The 17,097-nt window shown below is 67.3% G+C and carries 16 protein-coding genes and 2 riboswitches; of the genes, 7 read left to right on the top strand and 9 right to left on the bottom strand.

Going from position 1 to position 17,097, the window contains the following annotated elements; translation table 11 throughout:
- Positions 1 to 11: 11 nt before the first annotated feature.
- From ACFWIX_RS04825 to ACFWIX_RS04805, 5 genes are all read right to left on the bottom strand, one after another.
- Entirely contained in the window at positions 12 to 512 is a 501-nt protein-coding gene (locus ACFWIX_RS04825) for an HNH endonuclease (protein ID WP_377214979.1), read from the bottom strand.
- A gap of 212 nt (positions 513 to 724) precedes the next feature.
- On the bottom strand, positions 725 to 1,483 hold the full coding sequence (locus ACFWIX_RS04820; RefSeq protein ID WP_377214978.1) for an NlpC/P60 family protein: 759 nt from the start codon (positions 1,481 to 1,483) through the stop codon (positions 725 to 727).
- 152 nt (positions 1,484 to 1,635) lie between these two features.
- Positions 1,636 to 2,292: a C40 family peptidase gene (locus tag ACFWIX_RS04815; RefSeq protein WP_377214977.1), complete on the bottom strand. Its 657-nt coding sequence runs from the start codon at positions 2,290 to 2,292 to the stop codon at positions 1,636 to 1,638.
- Positions 2,293 to 2,363: 71 nt separating this feature from the next.
- A riboswitch (cyclic di-AMP (ydaO/yuaA leader) is annotated at positions 2,364 to 2,562 on the bottom strand.
- A gap of 114 nt (positions 2,563 to 2,676) precedes the next feature.
- Positions 2,677 to 3,498, bottom strand: coding sequence for a M23 family metallopeptidase (locus tag ACFWIX_RS04810; RefSeq protein WP_377215498.1), 822 nt, complete (start codon positions 3,496 to 3,498; stop codon positions 2,677 to 2,679).
- Positions 3,499 to 3,510: 12 nt separating this feature from the next.
- Positions 3,511 to 3,748, bottom strand: a riboswitch (cyclic di-AMP (ydaO/yuaA leader).
- A gap of 120 nt (positions 3,749 to 3,868) precedes the next feature.
- Positions 3,869 to 4,579, bottom strand: coding sequence for a metal-dependent transcriptional regulator (locus tag ACFWIX_RS04805; RefSeq protein ID WP_377214976.1), 711 nt, complete (start codon positions 4,577 to 4,579; stop codon positions 3,869 to 3,871).
- Between the two features lie 273 nt (positions 4,580 to 4,852).
- On the opposite strand from ACFWIX_RS04805, the gene serC reads away from it, so the two are divergent.
- Positions 4,853 to 5,983 carry a phosphoserine transaminase gene (gene serC, locus ACFWIX_RS04800; RefSeq protein ID WP_377214975.1) on the top strand — a complete coding sequence of 377 codons (1,131 nt, stop codon included), beginning with the start codon at positions 4,853 to 4,855 and terminating at the stop codon, positions 5,981 to 5,983.
- A gap of 83 nt (positions 5,984 to 6,066) precedes the next feature.
- On the opposite strand, the gene ACFWIX_RS04795 is transcribed toward serC, so the two are convergent.
- Together ACFWIX_RS04795 and ACFWIX_RS04790 are read right to left on the bottom strand one after the other, a co-directional pair.
- Positions 6,067 to 6,573, bottom strand: coding sequence for a DUF3027 domain-containing protein (locus ACFWIX_RS04795; protein ID WP_377214974.1), 507 nt, complete (start codon positions 6,571 to 6,573; stop codon positions 6,067 to 6,069).
- A 6-nt stretch (positions 6,574 to 6,579) separates the two neighbouring features.
- Positions 6,580 to 6,963 (bottom strand): cold-shock protein, encoded by a 384-nt coding sequence (locus tag ACFWIX_RS04790; RefSeq protein ID WP_377214973.1) that lies wholly within the window; start codon positions 6,961 to 6,963, stop codon positions 6,580 to 6,582.
- A gap of 207 nt (positions 6,964 to 7,170) precedes the next feature.
- Between ACFWIX_RS04790 and ACFWIX_RS04785 the strand changes: the two genes are divergently transcribed.
- The 6 genes from ACFWIX_RS04785 to ACFWIX_RS04760 all read left to right on the top strand — a co-directional run bounded on the left by ACFWIX_RS04785 (position 7,171) and on the right by ACFWIX_RS04760 (position 14,173).
- Positions 7,171 to 7,404, top strand: a complete 234-nt coding sequence (locus tag ACFWIX_RS04785; RefSeq protein ID WP_377214972.1) for a hypothetical protein — start codon at positions 7,171 to 7,173, stop codon at positions 7,402 to 7,404.
- 10 nt (positions 7,405 to 7,414) lie between these two features.
- Entirely contained in the window at positions 7,415 to 9,904 is a 2,490-nt protein-coding gene (locus ACFWIX_RS04780; protein WP_377214971.1) for a helicase-associated domain-containing protein, read from the top strand.
- 13 nt (positions 9,905 to 9,917) lie between these two features.
- Positions 9,918 to 11,564, top strand: a complete 1,647-nt coding sequence (locus ACFWIX_RS04775) for a DNA repair helicase XPB (protein ID WP_377214970.1) — start codon at positions 9,918 to 9,920, stop codon at positions 11,562 to 11,564.
- Between the two features lie 53 nt (positions 11,565 to 11,617).
- A complete protein-coding gene (locus ACFWIX_RS04770) occupies positions 11,618 to 12,328 on the top strand; it encodes a response regulator transcription factor (protein WP_377214969.1) in 711 nt (236 codons plus the stop codon).
- Between the two features lie 2 nt (positions 12,329 to 12,330).
- Positions 12,331 to 13,773: an ATP-binding protein gene (locus ACFWIX_RS04765; protein ID WP_377214968.1), complete on the top strand. Its 1,443-nt coding sequence runs from the start codon at positions 12,331 to 12,333 to the stop codon at positions 13,771 to 13,773.
- Between the two features lie 112 nt (positions 13,774 to 13,885).
- The gene (locus tag ACFWIX_RS04760) at positions 13,886 to 14,173 is read left to right on the top strand and encodes a WXG100 family type VII secretion target (RefSeq protein WP_377214967.1); all 288 of its coding nucleotides are present in this window, start codon (positions 13,886 to 13,888) and stop codon (positions 14,171 to 14,173) included.
- 45 nt (positions 14,174 to 14,218) lie between these two features.
- On the opposite strand, the gene ACFWIX_RS04755 is transcribed toward ACFWIX_RS04760, so the two are convergent.
- Positions 14,219 to 15,217 (bottom strand): RNase H family protein, encoded by a 999-nt coding sequence (locus ACFWIX_RS04755; protein ID WP_377214966.1) that lies wholly within the window; start codon positions 15,215 to 15,217, stop codon positions 14,219 to 14,221.
- A gap of 187 nt (positions 15,218 to 15,404) precedes the next feature.
- On the bottom strand, positions 15,405 to 17,039 hold the full coding sequence (gene groL, locus ACFWIX_RS04750) for a chaperonin GroEL (protein WP_015936112.1): 1,635 nt from the start codon (positions 17,037 to 17,039) through the stop codon (positions 15,405 to 15,407).
- Between the last annotated feature and the right edge of the window lie 58 nt (positions 17,040 to 17,097).

The following is a 17,097-nucleotide window of genomic DNA, read 5'->3' as shown; positions in this document are numbered from 1 at the left end:
TGCCGAAAGTGTCAGGCAGCGCGTTCGGGAAGGAGGAAGGGATCCCAGTCGGGCGCAGGCTTCTCGAGTTCCTTAATCTGCCAGATGGTCCCATGGGGGGGCTCGGGAACGAACCGCAGCTTCCACCCCATCTCCGCGGGGGTGTGGTCCCCCTTGGCGTTGTTGCAGCGCAGGCACGCAGCCACCAGGTTCTCCCAGGAATCGGCGCCGCCGCGTGACTTGGGCTGAACGTGGTCGATGGTGTGGGCCGCCTTGCCGCAGTACGCGCAACGGTGGCCGTCCCGGCGCAGCACTCCGCGCCGGCTGACGGCGGTGGACTGGTTATACCGGGGCCGGATGTAGCGGTTGAGGAGGATCACGGACGGGCGGCCCAGGATTTCCTGCGGCCCCACGACGGGGTCGTCCCCTTCGGCCACCACGCTTGCCTTGCCTGTGAGCACAAGCACCAGCGCCCGGCGGAAAGTGATGACCGCCAGCGGTTCATATCCAGCATTCAGAACGAGAGTGCGCATGCACGTACCTCTTCACGGCCGCACCCGTCAGGGGCACGAGGGCCGGCTGCCCTCGGCATGTCCGGGCTATGGATCGACACCACCAGAGTAAACAAAGATTTGCGTCATCAGCTAATCCGGCACGGAAATGCGGGCACGCAAAAGCCCTCCCCAGTGAGGGGGAGGGCTTTTGGTGAGCTGTCGGCTGCCGGTGTCGCCGGCCGAGGCCGATGCTAGTCGACGCGGATGAAGACGGGGCCGGAGCCAACGTTCGCGCTGAAGACCACGGTCTGGTTGCCGTTGTAGCCGCCGTGCACTGCCTGGCCGTTGCCGGCGTAAACAGCGATGTGGGCTACGCCCGCGCCGCCGTCGGCGTAGTAAATGAGGTCACCGGGCTGCGCTTCGGCTGCGCTGACCGTGCGGCCCAGGGAGAGGTAGCCGGCAGGCCAGTCATGGAAGTTGATGCCCACGGCGGCCAGGGAGTTGGTCACCAGCATGGTGCAGTCCTGGCTAACACCAAGCTGGGCGTATGCAGCGGAGAGGATGGCTGCACCCTTGCCGCTGGCGGAAGCCTTCGGGGCCGCCGGCGCGGAAGCCGTCACCGTGGCCGTCACCGGCGCTGCTGCCTCGGGCTCGGGAGCCGGCTCGGCTTCCTGCACCTCGACAACGGGCTCTTCCTCCACAACGGGAGCAGCTTCGGTGGTGATGGCCGGCTTTTCGAAGCTGATGGAGATGGTGGACGCCGCCGAAATGGGCGCATCCACAGCGGACTCGACCGTCAGGGCCGAAGCCGGGGCCGAATCCCGCTGGACATTGGAGTCCGCAGCGTTGGCTGCGACGCCGCTGGTCAGGACAAGGCCGGAGGCGGCAGCGATGACTGCGGCCTGGCGGCCCATGCCGCCGGCATTGTCGCCCACGGTCTTGGCAATGACAGCAAGCGAGTTGGTCTTGGTGACCTCGGCGCGGTGCCGTGCGGTAGCACGAGTAGTCATGTTCTCTCTTTCGATTTCCTCAAGACCGCTATTAACAGCCCAGGGGCTGGGCGCGCCGGGATCTTGGGGGTACCCCGGCACCTCCCAAACGGGGATGTGCTGATTGGCGAAATACGTGTTTGAACCGGGCCTGCGGGCAGGCCCTCCTGAAACTACGGGTTGAGCGTGTAGTACACCGAGGAGCCGGTGGCGGCTACGGCGTGCAACAAGGTGCCCTGGCTGGGGTTCAGTGCGCTGACCATCATGCCGTTGCCAACGTAGATGCCCACGTGGGCACCACCGTTCTGCACCACCAGATCGCCCGGCTTGGGGGCGGCGGTGGGGGTCATGATGGACCATGCGTTGACGCGGGGGATGCTGATGCCGGCCTGGGCGTAGACCCACTGCGTGAAGCCCGAGCAGTCCCAGCCATTGGGAGAGGTGCCGCCCCAGACGTACGGGCGGCCAATGCCGGTGTAGGCGATACCGGCGATGCCGGAGGTGGAAGCGCCGGCAACTGCGCTTGATGCAGTCTCAGCGGCGGAGTCCGTGGTGGACTCCTCTTCCTCCGAGGTGGACTGCACCTGGACCGGCTCGATCTCCGGAGCAGCGGTGGTCTTGACCACCGGACGCTCGAAGGAAACCGTGGCGGTGGGAGCGGCCATGACGGCGGCGTTCTGCGCTCCGGACTCGGTGGAGGCCGAAATACCAGCGGTGGTGTCCGCTGCCGTGGCTGGCAGGCCCATGGTCAGAATGAGGCCCGAAGCTGCTGCTACGACTGCGGCCTGGCGGCCCATGGTCCCCGCATTGGCACTAACGGCCTTGGACACGGAGCCCAATGGGTTGGTGCGCACCGTTTGCGCACGGTGGCGCGCAGAATTATGACGTGAAGACACGAAGGATAGCCTCTCCCAATGCCTGCGAGGTGAGCTGTCGGATTCGGATGGGAGTCACCCGGCCGCGCGCTTCCAAGGAAGCTTTTACGGCTTAACCCCAAGGCCTTCCCACAAACAGAAGGCCAAAATTGGTTCCCCCGCCCCTGCCAGACGATGAAATGCGAACGGACCTTGAGCGGTGGCAGAGTTAGGCAATCCACTCAAGAGCGTCAACTTCGGAAAAGTTGACGCGTGTACGACGGTACAGGAATTAATAACCAATGTCACATTAAGGTCACGGGACGTCAGCGTGTTGCGAGAGCAAACCCTCAGTTCGGGCTAAAGCCAGCCGGTGGGATCGACAACCTCGCCGTTGACCTGCACCTCGAAGTGGAGGTGGCAGCCGGTGGAGGCGCCGGTGGTTCCGCTGTAGGCGATGACGTCGCCACGGCCCACAGTCTGCCCCTCCTGGGCGTTGAAGCCGGAGAGGTGGTTGTAGGTCGTCTCAAGTCCGTTTCCGTGGTCAATGACGACGCGGTTGCCGCCGCCGAAGTCGTGCCAGCCCACGAAGGTCACGGTACCGGTGGCGGCCGCCAGCACAGAGGTGCCGCACTGGGCCGCGAAGTCTTCGCCGCGGTGGAAGTCGCCGTAGCCTCCGGTGATGGGGCTCACGCGGTAACCGAACGGGGAGACCATGGTCAGGCTGGCCAAGGGTGCCCCCAGGCTGCCGACAGAGGCGGCGCGGGAGACGGCGCCGGCAGACTGGGCGCTCAGGAGCTGTTTCAGCTTGCCGTCCGGGTCCGCCTTGGTCACCACGGCGGAGCGGCTGAAGTCGATGCGGGCTCCCGCTTCGGCGGAGATTTCCGGCTGCTGCGCAGGCTGGGCGGCAACGGCGGGCACTACGTCCGTGGTACTGGTAGCCATCACGGGGCTGGTGGACGGGACAGTCACGGTCAGGACGAGGCCGGTGGCCGCCAGGGCGATTCCGGCTTTCTGCCCGATACCGCTCGCCGATGCGAACTCCGTGATCTGCCGGAAGGGGCCGCGCCGGCGGCGGGCTTCACGGTGGGGATCGCGGGGGCGCTCCGCGGAGATGACTTCCACAACCCGGGGGGTCGGTGAGGGGCCCGCAGCGCGGCGCCGGCCCCTGGAGGTCTGCATGCTCAAAAGAAGGTTTCCTCTCTGGAAAGCCTGCGAAGTTAGCTGTCGGATTCGGGTCAGAGAGTTCAAAGACCCGGTCCGCCGTAAGCAAACTTCTGCACAGAGCTATCCCGGGAGGATTTGCTGGAGAGGCTTGCTGCTGACGGACTTCACCCCAAGGCAGCCCCCGCTGCCGGTTGTGGTTCCCCCGCCTCTGCCAGTAAATGACTCGTGCACCTGATCCGCTGGCAGAGCTCGGCTCCGGATCAGGTAACGCTTGTGTATCAACGCTCGGGTTTTAACTATAGGGGCTTAAGCCCGTCAGTAACAATTCCGTTATAACCGTGTGGGCCGGGCCACGGCGGGGTACTAAGCGAGTCGCGCAGTGGCACTAAACCACGGTGACGAAGACGTGCGCGGCCACCTCGGGCGGCAGTTCGAGTGCGCCCTCAATCCCCGGTACCCGTACCGAGATGTAGTCCCCCACCCGCTCCAGCGATACCTTGGCGCCGGGCCGGATTCCGCCCTCATCGAGCTGAAGGAGGAGTTCGGGCTCCACCTGGATGGGTTCGGCAAGCCGACTGACGACCACGGCGGAAGCGGGCTGGTAGCCCTTCATCGCTTCGAGCAGGCTCACGGCGCCGTCAGGGGCTACCGGGCCGCTGCCGGCGGCCGCCGGCTGGTCGCCGAGGGCGTCGAGTCCCGGAATAGGGTTGCCGTACGGGGACTCCGTGGGGTGGTTGAGCAGTTCATAGATCCGCCGCTCCACCCGCTCGCTCATGACGTGCTCCCAACGGCACGCTTCGTCGTGGACGTACGCCCAGTCCAGGCCGATGACGTCGGCCAGGAGCCGTTCGGCCAGCCGGTGCTTGCGCATGACTTCGGTGGCCCGCTTGCGGCCGGTCTCGGTGAGTTCAAGATGCCGGTCACCGGAGACCACCACAAGTCCGTCGCGTTCCATCCTGCCGATGGTCTGCGATACCGTGGGGCCCGAATGGCGCAGGCGCTCCGCGATCCGGGCACGGAGGGCTACGATGTTCTCTTCCTCAAGCTCCAGGATGGTGCGAAGGTACATCTCCGTAGTGTCGATCAGATCCGTCATCAAGCTCAGCTCCTCGAGCGCAGTACCTTGCGTTGTCCCACCGTAACGCCTTCAGCCGGGCGTAGTCCGGTGAAAAGCTTAGCCTATTTTGAATTTGTCCGAATAGTCGCCCGGGGGCTGCCGGCTGACTGTCTCACTTGCTGGACTATGACGCACGCGGTTCCTGCCGGAACTCCCGTTCAGGCAGAATAAGGAGGGCCTGAGCCACCGCAGCCGGCCGCAGGCCAATCACCCGCCCGGACCATGCGCGTCCATGCCGAAACTGGAGCACCTGTGAGCGACAACAGCATCACTATTCCCGCCGACCTCCTGCCCGCGGACGGACGGTTCGGCGCCGGTCCTTCCAAGGTCCGCCAGGAACAGATCGATGCATTGTCCGCGGCTTCGAAGTCCATCCTTGGCACCTCGCACCGGCAGGCCCCGGTGAAGAACCTCGTAGGCTCCGTCCGGGAAGGCCTCAGCAGCTTCTTCCGCGCACCGGAGGGCTATGAAGTGGTTCTCGGCGTCGGCGGTTCCACCGCGTTCTGGGACGTCGCCACGTTCGGCCTGGTGGAACAGAAGGCCCAGCACCTCTCCTTCGGCGAGTTCGGCTCCAAATTCGCGGCCGCCACCAACAAGGCTCCGTTCCTGGACGCCTCATCCATCATCAACTCCGAGCCCGGCACCCGCCCGGCGCCGCAGGCCGAAGCGGGCGTGGACGCGTACGCCTGGCCGCAGAACGAGACCTCCACCGGCGTCTCCGCACCGGTTAAGCGCGTCGCAGGCGCCGACGAAGGCGCCCTGGTCCTGGTGGACGCCACCTCCGCCGCCGGAGGCCTGGACGTGGACGTGACCGAAAGCGACGTCTACTACTTCGCCCCGCAGAAGAACTTCGCCTCCGACGGCGGCCTCTGGCTGGGTCTCTTCTCCCCCGCCGCCATCGAGCGCGCGGCCCGCGTGAAGGCAAGCGGCCGCTGGATCCCCGACTTCCTGGATCTGCAGACGGCCATCGACAACTCGCGCCTGAACCAGACCTACAACACCCCGTCGCTGTCCACGCTCGTGACGCTGGACTCGCAGGTGCAGTGGCTCAACGCCAACGGCGGCCTTGACTTCGCCGCCTCGCGCACCGCGGATTCAGCGGGACGGATCTACCGGTGGGCCGAGGCTTCGGACTTCGCCACGCCGTTCGTCGTCAACCCGGACGAGCGTTCCAACGTCATCGCCACCATCGACTTCGACGATTCGGTGGATGCCGCCCAGGTGGCGAAGATCCTGCGCGCCAACGGCGTCGTGGACACCGAGCCATACCGCAAGCTGGGCCGCAACCAGCTGCGCCTCGCCACGTTCGTGGCCATCGAGCCCGCGGACGTCACCGCGCTGCTGGCCAGCATCGACTATGTAGTGGAGCGCCTGCGCAGCTAGCAGCGCAGGCGTTTAAGTACGACGGCGGCGCCCGGGTTTATCCCGGGCGCCGCCTTTGTCGTGATGCCGGAAGGTTGTAGCCGCTACGGTGCAGCAGCCCCGCCCTCCGGTGCGTCGTCGTCGTCCGCGTCAGCTCCGGCGGCCGGCGCGGAAGGTTCCTCCGCCGCCTCCTGTGGCTGTGATTCCTGTGGCTCCTGCGCCTGCGCGTCCTCGGGGCGGACACGTTCAGCCCACGGCACCCACTCTGGGGCGAGGATGGAGTCCTCGGACGGCAGCAGGCCCAACTCGTTCACAGTCACCGCCTTGGAACGCGAATTCCGGGTGAGCACGGCGTACCACTGCCAGCCGGCGTATCCGGGGAGCTTCGACTCGAACAGGTGGGTGACCAGCCGGTCGCCCTCGCTCTTGGCGGCGAGGTGCTCGCCGATAGTGCGGGGGTCCGTAATGCCCTCGATGGCCGTCCTGGCAGTGTCCACGGCAGCGGCCAGGAAGGCGTCCGGCTTGCCGGTACGCCACACCGGGACGCCGGCGCGGCGCTTGGCAGCGGCCTTCGCCGGCGCCGCCTGGGGCTGTTCAGCTTCCGGGTTCATCTGGGCCTAGACGTCCAGCTCGTCGGCAACCTTACGCAGGGCGGCAGCGATGGCCTTGCCCTTGTTGCCTTCCGGGTACTTGCCCTTCGAGAGGGTGCCGGACAGGTTGTCCAGCACGGACACCAGGTCCTGGACCAGGGGTGCAAGGTCCCGTGCGCTGGGCCGCTTGGCCTTGGCGATGGACGGCGTCTTGTCCAGCACGCGCAGGCCGAGCGCCTGGGCGCCCTTCCGGCCGTCCGCGACGCCGAACTCCACGCGGGTGCCGGCCTTCAGCTCAGTAACGCCCTCAGGGAGCGACGATTTGGGCAGGAAGACTTCCTGGCCGTCTTCGCCGGCGAGGAAGCCGAAGCCCTTTTCCTTGTCATACCACTTGACCTTGCCGGTAGGCACGTAATCAACCTTCTTCGTTCTGCGTTCTCGGGACACGGCCGGCCGTCACCGCATCCGCAGCGTTGTGCGGGTTTAAGGTATGGCGGCTGCGGACCGTGTTGGTCTGTATCCTCCAAGGTTATCCTGCCCGGTGCCCTAATCCCGCTTTCCTCCGGCGCGGGCGAGGGCGTTCACGGCCGCCCCTTCCTCCGCTGTAGCGTTACCTGCATGACACCCTCGCGCTACCGGCGTCCGTTGATGATCCTGGCCGGCGTTATCGCCGTGCTGTCCCTTGCCGCCGTGGCCGCCGTCATGGCTTTTGCTTTCGCCGGCTCCGCTTCCCCTGCGTGGATCACGTATACGGCGTTGTATGGGCTGCCGGCCGCGTTCCTGGTGATGCTGTTCCTGGTTCTGGACAGCGTGGCCGCCCGCCGCCGGGCGGGAAAGCCCGGCCAGCGGTAACGTTGGACTGATGTCCCTTATTCGCGCGCTCAGCAAGGACCTTGCGGGCCGCAGCGACGATGCGCTGCGGGCCCTGTTCACCGCGCGGCCGGACCTCATCTCCCCAGCCGTCCCCGACTTCGCCGCCCTCGCCGCCCGCGCGAGTGCGCGTGTCAGCGTGCAGCGCGCCCTCGAGCGGCTCAGCCGGCCGCAGATGCAGGTGCTGGAAACGCTGCATCTGTGCACCAACACCGATACCGGGCACAGCGCGTGCGCCGCAGGGCTCCGTAAACTGATCGCCGGGTCCACGGTGGCCGTGGTGGAGCAGATCCTGGTCTCGCTGCAGGACCTGGCGCTGGTGCACCGGGCAGAGCCGCCGCACGGCGTTCCAGTTTCGTCGGCGCGGCAGCGGTTCTACCTTCCGGTGGGCAGCCTGAAGGACGTGGTGGGCATCTACCCTGCAGGCCTGGGCCGGAGCTACACGGAACTGGTCCGGCTCCAGCCGGCCTTTGCGCAGCGTGCCGTCCAGCTGGTCTCGGAGCTGCACCGCAGTGGCGTTGCCATCCAGGAAGCCACCACACCCATGGACGCGGCGCTCGCGTTGCAGCACTGGACGTCGTCGCCGGCGGCGCTCCAGGACATCCTCGCCAGCGCGCCGGAACGCACGACGGCGTTGCTCGCCAAATTCCGGAACTGGGCCATGGGTGCGGTCCCCCAGGCGCAACGGAAAGCGTCCGTGCTCACCGAGCCCGCCGACGTCGGGCCCGTGGACTGGCTGCTGGCGCGCGGACTGTTGGTGCCGCTGGACGCGGCGCACGTGGAACTGCCGCACAGCGTCGGGGTGTCGCTGCGGGGCGGGGCCATCATTGACGACTTCACCCTCGCACCTCCGGTTCCCCGCCTTGGGACGACCACCGCGGCGCTGCGCCGGAACGCGGCCCTGGGCGCCATAGCAGAGACCCTGCGGCTGGCAAGTGAACTGCTCCAGGCAGTCCGGGACCAGCCACTGGCCACGCTGCGCAGCGGCGGCGTGGGGGTCCGCGAACTGCGCAGGCTGGCCGAGCAGCTCCGGGTGGACCAGCCGCGGGCAGGCGTGCTGCTGGAGCTGTGCGGGCTGGCCGGACTGATCCGGCTGGACGTGGATTCCTCGTCGTGGGTCCAGCCTCCGGAGCTGGAGTGGCTGGCCTTGCCCCGGCAGGAACAGTGGCTGTGGCTGGTCAATGCGTGGCTGGCCAGCGAGCGCGTCCCCTCACTGGTGGGGCAGCCGATCAGCGGGCCGGGTGCCGCGCAGCGGACAGCATCCGGGAGCAGCATCGTGGCCCTGTCCGCCGAAGCGCAGCGGCCGGACGCCCCCGTGGTCCGCAAGCGCATCCTGGAAATCCTCCATGAGCTCACCACCGAGGCAGCCGGGTCGGATTCCGGAGGCGGGGCCGCGCCGGTGCTCGACGCCGCCGCGGTGCTGCAGCGGGCAGAGTGGTCCCAGCCCCGGATGGCCCGCCGGTTCAGCTCGCTGATCCGCGGGGTCCTGGTCGAGGCCGAGCTGCTGGGGCTGGTGGGTTCCGGCGCCCTGAGCCAGCTGGGCAGCGCGCTGGCGCAGGACGACCCGGATGCAGCGCTGGCGATCCTGGGCGAGCATCTGCCGGCGGAGCTGAACCACGTGCTCCTGCAGGCGGACCTCACCGCCGTGGCGCCGGGCTACCTGTCTCCCGCGCTGGCGGGCAAGCTCCAGGTGATGGCCGACGCCGAGGGGCAGGGTCCCGCCACCATCTACCGGTTCTCCGTGGATTCGGTCCGCCGGGCGCTGGATTCGGGTTACGACGCGGCAGGGCTGCTGGGGTTCCTGCGCGAGCATTCCGCCACAGCGGTCCCGCAGCCGCTCCAGTACCTGGTGGAGGATACTGCCGCCCGCCACGGAAGGCTGCGGGTGGGCCAGGCCGCCAGCTTCATCCAGAGCGAGGACGAGGCCGCGCTCGAGGAACTGCTGGCCGGGCCCAAGGCGGCGGCGCTCGGCCTGGTCCGGATCGCGCCCACCGTGCTGCTGTCCATGGCCGCGCCCCGTGACACTGCCCATGCCCTGCGCAGTCTGGGCCTGTCCCCCGCGGTGGACGGCATGGAGGACCCCACGCTGCGCCTGCGCAAGGCTCCCGCTCATCAGCACAGCGTCCGCCCGGTCTATACGGCCCCCGGCATGGCTCCCCCGGCTGAGGACGTGGACGCCCAACTGGCCGTGCTGCGCCAGGCCGGTTCCGCCGTCGTCGGTCCTTCCTGGAACGGAATGCGGGCCGGCGGCGAGGCCGCCACCCAACTGGGGCTGGAGACGCTGCAGCGCGCCATCCGGCTCAAGCAGCGGATCAGCATGAACGTGGTGGACAGCCTGGGGAATGCCAGCCTGGAAATTGTTGTTCCGCTATCACTGAGCGGCGGACGCGTCCGGGTGTTCGATCCTGCCAAGGAAACCGAGCGCGTACTGTCCGTCCACCGGATCATCGACGTTGAAGCCGCAGGGGAACTGCGGCAGTGAAGGACCTGCCCGCGTGAATGACGGACCCCTGATCGTCCAAAGCGACAAGACCATCCTGCTCGAAGTGGACCATGAGCTGGCCACCGAGGCCCGGCACGCCATCGCGCCGTTCGCCGAACTGGAACGGGCGCCCGAGCACATGCACAGCTACCGGCTGACCCCGCTGGGCCTATGGAACGCCCGGGCGGCTGGACTGGACGCCGAAAAAGTGCTGGACACCCTCCTGAAGTACTCCCGTTTTCCGGTGCCCCACTCGCTCCTGGTGGATGTCGCCGAAACAATGTCCCGCTACGGGCGGCTGCGGCTGGAAAAGGACCCCCAGCACGGTCTGGTGATGCGCACCGATGATTACCCCGTCCTGGAGGAAGTGGTCCGGGCCAAGAAGATCCAGCCGCTGCTGGGGCCCCGGATCGATGGCGAAACCGTGGTGGTCCACGCGTCGCAGCGGGGCCAGCTCAAGCAGCTGTTGCTGAAGATCGGCTGGCCGGCGGAGGACCTGGCCGGGTACGTGGACGGCACACCGCACCTGATCTCCCTGAACGAGGACGGCTGGAACCTGCGGCCCTACCAGCGGCTGGCCAGCGAAAACTTCTGGTCCGGCGGCAGCGGCGTGGTGGTCTTGCCCTGCGGCGCCGGAAAGACGCTGGTGGGCGCGGCCGCCATGGCCACCGGCTGCACCACCACCCTGATCCTGGTCACCAACACGGTGGCGGCACGGCAGTGGAAGGACGAACTGCTCAAACGCACCACTCTTACCGAGGGTGAAATCGGTGAGTATTCCGGTGCCGTCAAGGAAGTCCGGCCCGTAACCATAGCCACCTACCAGGTGCTCACCACCCGGCGCGGCGGCGTGTACCCGCACCTGGAACTGGTGGACGGGCACGACTGGGGCCTGATCATCTATGACGAGGTGCACCTCCTGCCGGCCCCCATTTTCCGGATGACGGCGGACCTTCAGGCCCGGCGCCGGCTTGGCCTGACCGCAACCCTGGTCCGGGAGGACGGCCGCGAAGGCGAGGTGTTCAGCCTGATCGGTCCCAAACGGTATGACGCGCCGTGGAAGGACATCGAGTCGCAGGGCTACATTGCGCCTGCGGACTGCGTGGAGGTCCGGGTGGACCTGCCGCGGGACGAGCGGGTTGCCTACGCCATGGCGGACGACGCCGACAAATACCGGCTCTGTTCCACTTCAGAGTCCAAGACGGCCGTGGTGGAGCAGCTGGTGGCCCGGCATGCGGGCGAGCAGCTGCTGGTCATCGGGCAGTACATCGACCAGCTGGACGAGCTCGGCGAGCGCCTGGGCGCGCCCGTGATCAAGGGTGACACCCCGGTCAAGGTGCGGCAGAGGCTCTTCGACGCCTTCCGCGCCGGGGAAATGCAGACTCTGGTGGTGTCCAAGGTGGCCAACTTCTCGATCGACCTGCCGGAGGCTTCGGTGGCCATCCAGGTGTCCGGGTCCTTCGGGTCCCGGCAGGAGGAGGCCCAGCGGCTGGGCCGGCTGCTACGGCCCAAGAAGGACGGCCGGGCAGCCCGCTTCTACTCGCTGGTGGCCCGCGACACCCTGGACCAGGAATTCGCCGCCAAACGCCAGCGATTCCTGGCCGAGCAGGGATACGCGTACCGGATCATGGACGCGAAGGACGTGCAGCTGCCTGGATAGTTCTCCCATGGAGCATCCAGAAAACTCCCAGAGTCTGGGAGCATGATGGGAGCATGAACAAGAACGGGCCCGAGGCGAAGCTCCTCGTTGTTGATGACGAACCCAACATCCGTGAGCTGCTGTCCACCTCCCTGCGCTTCGCGGGGTTCGAGGTGGTCTCCGCTGCGAACGGCCGCGATGCCTTGGCCGCGGCTGAAACGCACGCCCCCGACCTGGCGGTGCTGGACGTCATGCTGCCGGACATGGACGGTTTTACCGTGACCCGCCGACTCCGGGCCGCCGGCAAGCACTTCCCCGTCCTGTTCCTGACCGCCAAGGACGACACCGAGGACAAGGTCACCGGCCTCACCGTGGGCGGTGACGACTACGTCACCAAGCCCTTCAGCCTGGATGAGGTGGTGGCGCGGATCCGGGCCGTCCTCCGCCGCACCCAGCCGCGGATCGAGGACGATGCTGTCATCCGGGTGGATGACCTGGAGCTCGACGACGACGCCCACGAGGTGCGCCGTGGCGGCACCGTGATTGAGCTGTCCCCCACCGAGTTCAAGCTGCTGCGCTACCTGATGCTGAACCCCAACCGGGTGCTCTCCAAGTCCCAGATCCTGGACCACGTCTGGGAATACAACTTCAACGGCGACGCCTCCATCGTGGAGTCCTACATCTCCTACCTGCGCCGGAAGGTGGACATCGACCCCGCCGCCCCGGCACTGATCCAGACCAAGCGCGGCGTAGGCTACGTGCTGCGGACGGCAGAAAAGCGCTGACGTTGCTGGACCGCTGGAAGTCGGCCTCGCTGCGGACGCAGCTGGTGGCCATGATTATGGCCCTGCTCATTGTCGCGCTGACCGCGACCGGAGCGGGCACGCTGGCCCTGCTGCACAGTTACCTGCAGGCGCAGGTGGACGAGAAGCTGTACGCCGCAGTCGACCTGGCCCGAAAGCAGCGCTCCTTCACCCCGCTGCAGACGCCCAATCCGATGGTGCCCACGGACTACTCGCTGATCCTCTTCGCGCCCGGGGAGGACCCCTACCCGTTCGGCGGTGATGAGGAGAGCCGGCCGGACATCGACGCCATCACCGTTGAGCAGGCCCAGGCCCGGGGCGCTGTCCCCTACCAGGTGCGGGGTACGGACGGGCAGAACTGGCGCGTTGTCGCCGTCCCGGTCCAGAACGGCCAAACGACGGCGGTGGTTGCCATCGGGCTGCCGCTGCGGAGCGTGGACGACGTGCTCCAGCACGCCAGTCTGGTGGTTACGGGGGTGGGCCTGGTGACGCTGCTGCTGGCATCCCTGATTGCCAGCTGGACCGTGACCCGTGCCTTTCGGCCGTTGGCGCGCGTGGAGAAGACGGCCGCTGCTATTGCCGCCGGGGATCTCTCCCGCCGCGTGGACATGGAAAACCCGGGAACCGAGCTGGGCCGGTTAAGCAGTTCCCTCAACGCGATGCTGGCGCACATCGAGACGGCGTTCGCCGCCCGCACCGCATCGGAGGCAAGGATGCGCCGGTTCGCGGCCGACGCATCGCACGAGCTGCGCACCCCACTGGTAACCATCCGGGGCTTCTCCGAGCTGTACCGGCACGGGGCGCTGGCCACCGACGAGGACGTGGCCACCGCCATGGGCCGGATCGAGAGCGAGGCCAAGCGCATGGGGTCCATGGTGGAGGACCTCCTGCTCCTGGCCCGCCTGGATGAACAGCGGCCGCTGCAGGAGAAGCCCGTGGACCTCCAGCTGCTGGCGCACGACGCCGTGGTGGACACCCAGGCCAGCGACCGGACGCGCGCCATTTCACTGACAGGGCTCGACGGCGGCCCGGCGGCTCCCGCTCCCGTGCTGGGTGACGAGGCGAAGCTTCGCCAGGTGGTGGGGAACCTGGTGGGCAACGCGCTGCGGTACACACCGGAGGGCAGCCCCATCGAGCTGGCGGTAGGCGTCAGGGAAGAGTCCGACGGCGGGCGCAGCTCAGTCATCGAGGTGCGGGACCACGGGCCGGGCATTTCAGGCGAGGACGCGGCGCGCGTCTTTGAACGCTTCTACCGGGCGGACACCTCGCGGACGCGGGAAACGGGCGGCAGCGGCCTTGGACTGGCCATTGTGGCGGCGATCGTCGGGTCCCACGGCGGCACGGTGCGCGTGGAGGATACGCCGGGCGGCGGCGCCACCTTGGTGGTGTGCCTGCCGTTCAGCGAATCACAGGTTATCCACATATAGGTTTTTGCCCTGGTGGGCCGGTGCGCCGTCTTCCTAGGCTCGTTGGAGCGGCCGGGAACCCCTCCGTGCCGCGCAGCGCAGGCTGCACCATACAGCGAAAGGGCAATGCGCCATGAGCATCATTTCGGTGGACACCGAACTTCTCCAGCTGAAATCCGCCAACGTGCAGGCCACCATGGACAGGATCAGCGCTGATGTCCAGGCCATGAAGTACGGCCTGGACGAGCTCCAGGGCTCGTGGCGCGGTTCAGCGGCCACCAACTTCCAGACGCTCATCACGGAATGGACCCTCACCCAGGGACGTGTCGAGGCGTCCCTGGCCTCGATCAACGCCGCCCTGGTGTCCGCAGCCCACACTTACGCGCAGGCTGAAATGGGCAACACGCAGCGCTTCAGCTAACCCCCGCGGAGCCGGCCGGCTGCCGGCTCCCGCTGGCCGCCGGCTCTAGGCCTCGGGCGTCCCCTGGTGGAAACGCAGCCGCCAGCGGTCGCCGTCCAGCACCCACAGGGACGTCCGCAGGGTGGTGCCCGACCGGGCAAAGCTTCGGTACGTCAGCAGGACAGCGCTGGCGCCGATGCGGTCCGAAGACAGCACTTCGATCTCCGTCCGCTCCCCGGGGTCGTCCTCCAGCGCCATCATCATCGCATCCCGGGCCCACACACGGCCCGAGCTGCCAATCTCCATGAAATCGGGATGCAGCAAAACAGCCGTACGGCCCATGTCGCCGCGCACCAGCGGGCCCAGCAGTTCCCGCTCCAGTTCCTCCACGAGGGCCTCGGGCGCTGCATGGGCCGGCTGCCCCGCGCCGGCCCCGAGCTCATCGTCCTCAAGCTGGCTGAAAAGGTCCGGAACATTGTAGTCCGCTGCACCTCGGGGCAGCGGCGTCGTGGACGCAGATGCGGGCGTAGCCGCCGGTGCGGGAGCGGGCGCAGAAGCAGGCGTGGCCGCCGATGCCGGCTGCGACGCCTGCGGGTGGGCGCCCGGGAAGCCGGGGCCGGACCGGGCCGCGACGCCCTGCTGGTATGCGGTGGCGGCGGCACGGGCGCGCTCGTCGGCAGCTTCATTGAGGTCGTGCCCGGCGTGCCCCTTGACCCATTCGAAAGTGTATTTCCGGCCTGCCAGTTCCCGGTCGAGCTCCTTGAGCAGTTCGACGTTCAGCACGGGCTTGCCGTCAGCCTTCCGCCAGCCCCTGCGCTTCCAGCCCGGCATCCACTTGGTGATCGAGTTGATGACGTACTGGCTGTCACAGAGGATCCGCAGGTCTTCCCCGGGAACATGTGCCGTGGCCCGGAGCAGGTCCAGGACAGCCATCAGTTCGCCCTGGTTGTTGGTCCCGTGCGGCCAGCCGCCGGCCCGCCAGCAGTCGTCATTCACATACCAGGCCCATCCGGCCGGGCCGGGATTTCCCAAGGCCGAACCGTCAGCCGCTGCAGTAATCGTCACTGCACTATCCTGCCAGACTCCGGTGACAGGCCATGGACACCCGCCCGCCCCCGATGCTCTATCAGTTCCCGTTGCCAACAGGCCCTCGAAGGGACCATAAGTGATAGAGCAAGGCGGCTTAAACGCCCGCGGCGGCCCCCACCGTTTGGTGAGGACCGCCGTTGTGCGTCTTGGGGGGAAACGGAGGCTAGAAGCCGCCCATGCCGCCCATGCCACCCATGTCGTCGCCGCCGGCAGGAGCAGCGTTCTTCTCCGGCTTGTCGGCAACTACTGCCTCGGTGGTGAGGAAGAGGCCAGCAATGGAGGCCGCGTTCTGCAGGGCAGAGCGGGTCACCTTGACGGGGTCGTTGACGCCGGCAGCCAGCAGGTCGACGTATTCGCCGGTAGCTGCGTTCAGGCCGTGGCCTGCGGGCAGGCCGCGGACCTTGTCCACCACAACGCCCGGCTCCAGGCCGGCGTTGAAGGCGATCTGCTTCAGCGGAGCGTCGATGGCAACGCGGACGATGTTGGCGCCCGTTGCTTCGTCGCCGGAGAGCTGCAGGTTGGCGAATGCCTTGGCGCCGGCCTGGATGAGGGCCACGCCGCCACCGGCGACGATGCCTTCTTCGACGGCTGCCTTGGCGTTGCGCACTGCGTCTTCGATGCGGTGCTTGCGCTCCTTGAGCTCAACCTCGGTGGCTGCACCGGCCTTGATGACTGCAACGCCGCCGGCCAGCTTGGCCAGGCGCTCCTGCAGCTTCTCGCGGTCGTAGTCGGAGTCGGAGTTCTCGATCTCGGCGCGGATCTGGGATACGCGGCCGGCGATCTGGTCTGCGTCGCCTGCACCTTCAACGATGGTGGTCTCGTCCTTGGTGACGACAACCTTGCGTGCCTGGCCCAGAAGCTCCAGGCCCGCGGTCTCCAGCTTGAGGCCAACCTCTTCGGAGATGACCTGGCCGCCGGTGAGGACGGCGATGTCGGCCAGCTGCGCCTTGCGGCGGTCGCCGAAGCCCGGAGCCTTGACGGCGACGGACTTGAAGGTGCCACGGATCTTGTTGACGATCAGCGTGGCCAGGGCCTCGCCCTCGATGTCCTCGGCGATGATCAGCAGCGGCTTGTTGGACTGCATGACCTTTTCCAGGACAGCAACCAGTTCCTTGACGTTGGAGATCTTGGAGTTGACGATCAGGATGTACGGGTCCTCGAGGACCGTTTCCTGGCGCTCAGCGTCGGTGACGAAGTAAGCGGAGATGTAGCCCTTGTCGAAGCGCATGCCTTCGGTGAGCTCGAGTTCCAGGCCGAAGGTGTTGGACTCCTCGACCGTGATGACGCCTTCCTTGCCCACCTTGTCCAGGGCTTCGGCGATCAGGGCGCCGATTTCGTCGTCACCTGCGGAGATGGAGGCGGTGGCCGCGATCTCTTCCTTGGTTTCGATTTCCTTGGCGGAGTTCAGCAGTTCGGCGGTGACGGCGTCAACGGCCTTTTCGATGCCGCGCTTGAGGGACAGCGGGTCGGCGCCGGCGGCAACGTTGCGCAGGCCTTCCTTGACCAGTGCCTGGGCCAGCACGGTGGCGGTGGTGGTACCGTCGCCGGCGACGTCGTCCGTCTTCTTGGCAACTTCCTTGACCAGCTCGGCGCCGATCTTCTCGTAAGGATCGTCCAGCTCGATCTCCTTGGCGATGGAAACGCCATCGTTGGTGATCGTGGGGGCGCCCCACTTCTTTTCGAGGACGACGTTGCGTCCACGCGGGCCGAGGGTGACCTTAACGGCGTCGGCGAGGGTGTTCAGGCCCCGCTCAAGGCCGCGGCGTGCCTCTTCATCAAATGCAATGATCTTGGCCATAACGGCAGTAGTCCTTTCGGGACAGTCGTTAAGAATGAACCTTCGCTGCAGTGCCCGC

It is taken from the genome of Pseudarthrobacter sp. NPDC058362 (genome assembly GCF_042723515.1).
Lineage (GTDB): Bacteria > Actinomycetota > Actinomycetes > Actinomycetales > Micrococcaceae > Arthrobacter.
The sequence above is the reverse complement of the archived record's forward strand: the minus strand, read 5'-3'. Positions and strand labels throughout refer to the sequence as shown.